5 protein-coding genes, 1 pseudogene and 1 CRISPR repeat array are annotated in these 6222 nt (G+C 70.1%); of the genes and pseudogenes, 3 read left to right on the plus strand and 3 right to left on the minus strand.

What is annotated here, in order from left to right:
* A CRISPR array of direct repeats spans positions 1-250; the repeat unit is 37 nt; unit sequence CGCCCGATCAGTGACCCGTTCAAAAGGGGATTGAGAC.
* Between the two features lie 867 nt (positions 251-1117).
* Positions 1118-1699 (minus strand): peptidylprolyl isomerase, encoded by a 582-nt coding sequence (locus tag LJE69_RS18825; RefSeq protein ID WP_296927593.1) that lies wholly within the window; start codon positions 1697-1699, stop codon positions 1118-1120.
* A 241-nt stretch (positions 1700-1940) separates the two neighbouring features.
* Here LJE69_RS18825 and LJE69_RS18830 point away from each other — a divergent pair, with 241 nt between their 5' ends.
* Both LJE69_RS18830 and LJE69_RS18835 read left to right on the plus strand, forming a co-directional pair.
* Entirely contained in the window at positions 1941-2330 is a 390-nt protein-coding gene (locus tag LJE69_RS18830) for a hypothetical protein (protein ID WP_296927594.1), read from the plus strand.
* Position 2331: 1 nt separating this feature from the next.
* The gene (locus LJE69_RS18835; protein WP_296927595.1) at positions 2332-2679 is read left to right on the plus strand and encodes a hypothetical protein; all 348 of its coding nucleotides are present in this window, start codon (positions 2332-2334) and stop codon (positions 2677-2679) included.
* A 120-nt stretch (positions 2680-2799) separates the two neighbouring features.
* On the opposite strand, the gene LJE69_RS18840 is transcribed toward LJE69_RS18835, so the two are convergent.
* Positions 2800-3438 carry a hypothetical protein gene (locus LJE69_RS18840; RefSeq protein WP_296927596.1) on the minus strand — a complete coding sequence of 213 codons (639 nt, stop codon included), beginning with the start codon at positions 3436-3438 and terminating at the stop codon, positions 2800-2802.
* Between the two features lie 147 nt (positions 3439-3585).
* Between LJE69_RS18840 and LJE69_RS18845 the strand changes: the two genes are divergently transcribed.
* Positions 3586-5067, plus strand: a complete 1482-nt coding sequence (locus LJE69_RS18845; protein WP_296927597.1) for a helicase HerA-like domain-containing protein — start codon at positions 3586-3588, stop codon at positions 5065-5067.
* A 667-nt stretch (positions 5068-5734) separates the two neighbouring features.
* On the opposite strand, the pseudogene LJE69_RS18850 reads toward LJE69_RS18845, so the two are convergent.
* Positions 5735-6222 (minus strand): annotated as a pseudogene (locus tag LJE69_RS18850) (hypothetical protein); the annotation flags it as partial.

Consider the following 6222-nt stretch of genomic DNA (forward strand, 5'->3'; position numbering starts at 1 on the left):
GCCCGATCAGTGACCCGTTCAAAAGGGGATTGAGACGGGCTCGGTCAACTCGAAGGACAGCGATTCTATACGCCCGATCAGTGACCCGTTCAAAAGGGGATTGAGACGCTCGACGATCCTCCAGGCGATGCTCTCGGGTGCCCCGCCCGATCAGTGACCCGTTCAAAAGGGGATTGAGACCTATCGGGCGGGGCGTTTTGCCCTCCCAATGGCGCCCGATCAGCGGCCCGCCCATTAGGGGATCGGGACGGTTCATCGGCCTTGATCATAACCTCGACCATCTCGTGTCGAAGGCGGCGGAACGCAGAGCGTCTGCCCTTGCTCCCATGCTGGAGCGACCGGGCGACTAGTGCTCGCACCGCCGAAATCGAGCGCATCGTAGGTCGGATTAGCGATGGCACAGGCCGACCATCAACGGCTGACCGACGCCTAGCGTCGGGTACGCTGCGCTAAACCGACTCCCATAGCGGCCGCTTCGGGCGCGCCGGCGTGGGAGCGCCGCGCCGGGTCTGGTCGGCAAAGCGCCACCAGCCGCTTCGGGCGCGCCGGCGTGGGAGCGCCACTGCCTGTTGTGGCGCGACGACGGCTGGGAGGTTGCCTGCCGTCAGGCGGTTACTCGGGGCGTGGTGTGCTGCCTTGCCACCGGTCGCGGCACCAAGCGTGCCGCTCCCACAGGAGCTGCTACACCCAATACTTGTCCAATCTCCGTCGCACACCCAATCGAAGCCGCCCAGCGCCGCGGTGCGGTTGCGGCAGGCGCCGTGTCGGGTTTTGTTGCTCAGCGCGGTCCGCCGAGGGTTCTTCCCCAGTCCGAGAGACGACGTAGGGGGGCGCCGGCGGTGGACCGGGGTCGCGGCATCCGGGCCGGACCATCGGGTTGGCTTGGTCTGCGGCCAGCACGGGGCTCGGGTCAGGAAATGCAAACGCGGCTTTGCGGCGACGGCGGCGGAATGAGCGGAGGGCGGCGAGCGCGGGCGGCTGTGCTCCGGCTCCGCGGCAATGTGGGGCCTGCCCAATGTGGGGCCTGCCGTCCATGGCTTGTGGGTGGTGGCGGAGCGACCGGGCCTTTGGGGCGCTGGCGCTGTAGCGGCCCGGCTGCCGGGACGCCGGTGCTGGCTTAGAGCTGCTTGCAGGACTCCAGCACGACGGGCTGCTTGGTGCGGCCGCTGCGGCTGCCTTGGGCGGCCATGGCCTCGACCACGTCCATGCCGCTGGTGACCTTGCCGAAGACGACGTGCTTGCCGTTGAGCCAGGGGGTGGGCACGAGGGTGATGAAGAACTGGGAGCCGTTGGTGTCCGGTCCGGCGTTGGCCATGGACAGGAGCCCGGCCTGGGTGTGCTCGAGCTGGAAGTTTTCGTCCGGGAAGGTCTCGCCGTAGACGGACCTGCCGCCGGTGCCGTTGCCGTTGGTGAAGTCGCCGCCCTGGATCATGAAGCCAGGGATGATGCGGTGGAAGGGGCTGCCGGCATACGAGAGGTCGGCGCCGCGCTCGCCGGTGCAGAGGGCGCGGAAGTTTTCGGCCGTCTTGGGCGTGACGTCCTGGAACAGTTCCACCTCGATGGTGCCGGCGGGCTCGCCGCCGATGCTCACGTCCATGGCGACGCGCGGGTTGTCGGCGGCCACGGCGCCCGTGGCGGCGGCGGTGGCGACGGCGAACAAGGTGCTCAGCAGCAGGGTCTTGGCGGTTGCAGCTCGCATGATGGGCTCCTCTGGTTGTGATAGGCGTGCCAGGGGACGGCGCGGTTGACGCGGCCCGGTGCGCCTGGCGTGGTCGGCGGCGCGCATTGTAGCGGGGTGGCGGGGCATCGACGGCGGCGCGATTTCGACGCCCATGCCGGATCGGGTTAGAATCCCGCGATCCGTCGGCATTGGCCCGATGACACCAGCAGACTATGCCCCAGGGTCTATTCCCACCGGGGGCACCCTCAGCGAGCACACGATGCCAATCGAGACCGATACCTCGCCGTCGTCATTCGCGCTGAAGCAATGGCAGTTCTACCTGCTCACGGGCATCAGCGCCGTGGCACTGGGGCTGGTGTTCGTCACCACCACGCTGTCGGCCAATATCGGCAGCATGCGCAGGCAACTGGACGAGCGTCAGAAGTTCATCAACGAGAGCATCGTGCTCAGCAAGCTGAACGTGCAGTTGGCGCAGGTGCTGGCGAACCTCGCTGTGGCCACCCACGATGACGAGCTCAAGCGCGTGCTCTGGGATAACGGCATCACCTTCTCCACCGACGCGCCCACGGGCAACAACAAGGCGGCGCTGACGCCCGGCTCCGCGGCCGGGTCCGGCCTGCGCAAGGCTGCCACCAAGGGGGCTGACTGACATGGCCACTACCACGCACCGGCTAGGGAAAAGGACACTCACTCGGCTGCGCGAGCGCTTCACCGGCGACAAGCCCACCAGCGCTTTCCTGCCCATCCTGCTGGTGACCTGCGCCATCACCGGCCTGTTGCTGTTCCAGGCGACGCAGTTGTCCAAGGATCGCAGCGCCCTCGTCGATCTGCGTGCCGGCCAGAAGCCGGCCTACAAGGAGGCGCAGCGGCTGCAAGACCAGCTCGAGGGCATTGCGGCGGATACGGCGGTGCTCGCCGGGAAGGGCAACGGCAACGCCATCCTGATCGTCGAAGCGCTGCGCTCGCGCGGCATCACTATCGATCCCGACAAGCGCTGAGCTTGTGGGAGCGCCGTCCCCGGCGCGATGCGCGTTGGCACGGTCGAGCGCGGCGGGGACGCCGCTCCCACGGGGCGGGCTCACGGCGCCGACAGCGACGGCGGCGCTCGCACGAGCTGGCTACTCGCCAGCCGCCGCTTGCCGCTCGGCCAGGCTCGCGTAGCCGGTGAGGTCCGCCGGCGGCGGGAAGCGCTTCAGCAGCCCGTCCGGCACCTCGCCGCGCCCGGCCTGATAGAGCGCGCCGGACTCCAGCATGATCAGCGCCATCACCGTCAGCAGCAGCGGCACCACGCCGATGCGCGCCCAGATGGCGGCGCCCATGTTCTGCGAGGTCACCTTGCCGCGCTCCATGGCCTGCATGGCCGGTGGCAGATCGGCGATGCGCGCCTCGAAGGCGGCGGTGTCACCGTCGCCCCCCAGAAACGCCAGGCTGACCACCCCGGCGGTGACCACGTAGGCGAGCAACAGGACGCGCCAGCGCGCGGCGGTGAGCCGCCAATGCACGGCCGCGAACCAAGGGCCACCGCGTGCCGCGCGCGCCGCGCGCACCCAGGTGAAGGCCATCACCGCCAGCGACAACGCCAGGGGCAACGCCACCGCGGGCCACTTGAGCCGCGCGACAAGCGAGTCCGGCGCCGCCATTGACCCCGCCAGCAGGGCCACGCCGATGAGCAGGTTGAACAGCAGCAGGTTGATCATGGCCAGCTCGTGCGGCGCCTTGCCGCGGCGGCGCTGGCTCTCGTCGACGGCGTAGAACATGGCGGGGCACTCCGGCAGGAATCGTGTCCGGCATTGTCAGCGACGCCCCTTGCAGGGGCAACCGGCGCCCCGTCGGCACTTGTGACTACCGGCGGGCGGCAACATACTGCGGACGACCTTGGCACGCACGAGCGGAGAGACGCGGCAATGGCAGACGGCATCCTGGTGGGCAAGGGCGAGGCGCGCGCGGTGCTGATCCGCCCGGACATGGCGAACCGCCACGGCCTGGTGGCGGGCGCCACGGGCACCGGCAAGACGGTGACACTGCAGCGCCTCGCCGAGCGCTTCAGCCACATCGGCGTGCCGGTGTTCGTCGCGGACGTGAAGGGCGACCTCGCCGGCATCAGCCAGGCCGGCGGCGGCAATGCCAAGGTGGCCGAGCGCGTGGCGGAGATGGATCTCGCGGCCGACGAGGGCTTCGCCTACGCGCCCTGCCCCGTCACCTGCTGGGACCTCTACGGCGAACAGGGCCACCCGGTGCGCACCACCATCAGCGAGATGGGGCCGCTGCTGCTCGCCCGGCTGCTGGAGCTGAACGACGTCCAGGAGGGCGTGCTCAACATCTGCTTCCGCGTCGCCGACGACAACGGTCTGCTGCTGCTGGATCTGAAGGACCTGCGCGCCATGCTGAACCATGTCGCCGAGAACGCGGCGTCGCTGAAGACCACCTTCGGCAATGTGTCGCCGGCTTCCGTCGGAGCCATCCAGCGCCGCCTGCTGACGCTGGAGCAGCAGGGCGGCGACCTGCTGTTCGGCGAGCCGGCGCTGGACCTCGGCGACCTGATGCGGCGCAACGCCGCCGGCCACGGCATGGTCAACGTGCTCGCGGCCGACAAGCTCATCCAGAGTCCGCAGCTCTATGCCACCTTCCTGCTCTGGCTGCTGTCGGAGCTGTTCGAGCAGTTGCCCGAGCTGGGCGACCCGGCCAAGCCGGAGCTGGTGTTCTTCTTCGACGAGGCGCACCTGCTCTTCGACGACGCGCCCAAGGTGCTCATCGACAAGGTGGAGCAGGTGGTGCGGCTGATCCGCTCCAAGGGTGTGGGCGTCTACTTTGTGACGCAGAACCCGATGGACGTGCCGGACGAGGTCCTGGGCCAGCTCGGCAACCGGGTGCAGCACGCGCTGCGCGCCTACACGCCCAAGGACCAAAGGGCGGTGCGCGCGGCGGCGCAGACCTTCCGCCAGAACCCGGATCTCGACACCGAGGGCGCCATCACCGCACTCGGCGTCGGCGAGGCGCTCGCCTCCACGCTGGATGAGGACGGCATCCCCGGCGTCGTCGAGCGCATCAAGGTAGCGCCGCCCGGCAGCCGGCTCGGGCCCATCACCACCAGCGAGCGCCAGACGCTGCTGGCGACCTCGCCCGTGGCCGGGGTCTACGAGCAGACGATCGACCGCGCCTCCGCCTACGAGACCCTCAAGCTCATGGCCGACCAGGCGGCGCTCGCCGCCGAGGCCACGGCGGCGGAATCGCGGCCGGAGCGCACCCGCGGCGGCCACCGCGGCAACCGGCAGACGCCGCTGGAGGCGTTCGCGGCCAGCGCCATGCGCGCGCTCGGCACCCAGCTCGGCCGCCAGCTCGCGCGCGGCGCGCTCGGCTCGCTGTTGGGCGGGCCGCGGCGGCGTTGAGGGCAATTCGTGGATTGCGCCGCGAGGCCATGGAAGCATTCGCTGTAGGTCGGGTTAGCGCAGCGTAACCCGACCTCTCATAACGGCAGCTCCGGGCGCGCCGGTGTGGGAGCGCCACTGCCTTTTGTGGCGCGACGACGGCTGGGCGGTTGCCTGCCGCTTGGTAGTTGCGCGGGGCGTGGTGGGCTGCTCTGGCGCCGGTCGCGGCACCGAGAGTGCCGCTCCCACAAGATCTGCGTCCCATAACGGCAGCTCCGGGCGCGCCGGTGTGGGAGCGCCACTGCCTTTTGTGGCGCAACGACGGCTGGGCGGTTGCCTGCCGCTTGGTAGTTGCGCGGGGCGTGGTGGGCTGCTCTGGCGCCGGTCGCGGCACCGAGAGTGCCGCTCCCACAAGATCTGCGTCCCATAACGGCGGCTCCGGGCGCGCCGGTGTGGGAGCGCCACTGCCTTTTGTGGCGCGACGACGGCTGGGCGGTTGCCTGCCGCCTGGTAGTTGCGCGGGGCGTGGTGGGCTGCTCTGGCGCCGGTCGCGGCACCGAGGGTGCCGCTCCCACCAGAGCAGCTACGATCCTTCGCGTCTTGCCCTTCGCGGCTTCGTGGCTTCGCGTGACACCCTTTTTCCCGGGTCTTCGCGTGACACCAGACCCGCAATGGAGGGCGCGCAAGCTCACCCGGACGGCATGCCCCGATGCAGCCGCGTGGCCTGAATGCGCCGGTCGATGTGCTCGGTGAGCCGGGCATAGGCGGCGCTCGACGGCGTGCCGATGGTGCGCTCGAGGACGGCTTCCTGCATCCCCTCCGGCAGACCGCTCGGGTCCGGCATGATGTCCGCCTCGGTGAGCCCGGCGCGGGCCATGCGGCGCACGTAGTCGCCGCCGGCGGCCGAGCCGGTGGCCAGCTCCGCCAGGCGGATGCCGGCGCGGTTGGCGAGCATGTCCACGAAGCTGAAGCCGCTGCCGCCGTCGGCATCGGACAGCTCCTTGGCAAGCCCCACCATCTGCGCCAGCCGGCTGCCGCCCTCGGCCGCCGTCACCGCCGACACGGTGAAGTGCTGCGCCAGGTCGTGGCGCCCGCGCAGCACCACCTGATGTAGCGCGGGCGTGGCACTGCCTGCCAGCGGCAAGCGGCGGCCGTTCACGTAGACGGCGAGCACCA

The organism is Thiohalocapsa sp. (assembly GCF_022340605.1).
Lineage (GTDB): Bacteria > Pseudomonadota > Gammaproteobacteria > Chromatiales > Chromatiaceae > Thiohalocapsa.

What these genes read in the sequence shown, in the direction of transcription:
- LJE69_RS18825 (WP_296927593.1), bottom strand. Translation starts at nt 1,699, where the DNA reads ATGCGAGCTGCAACCGCCAAGACCCTGCTGCTGAGCACCTTGTTCGCC.
- LJE69_RS18830 (WP_296927594.1), top strand. Translation starts at nt 1,941, where the DNA reads ATGCCAATCGAGACCGATACCTCGCCGTCGTCATTCGCGCTGAAGCAA.
- LJE69_RS18835 (WP_296927595.1), top strand. Translation starts at nt 2,332, where the DNA reads ATGGCCACTACCACGCACCGGCTAGGGAAAAGGACACTCACTCGGCTG.
- LJE69_RS18840 (WP_296927596.1), bottom strand. Translation starts at nt 3,438, where the DNA reads ATGTTCTACGCCGTCGACGAGAGCCAGCGCCGCCGCGGCAAGGCGCCG.
- LJE69_RS18845 (WP_296927597.1), top strand. Translation starts at nt 3,586, where the DNA reads ATGGCAGACGGCATCCTGGTGGGCAAGGGCGAGGCGCGCGCGGTGCTG.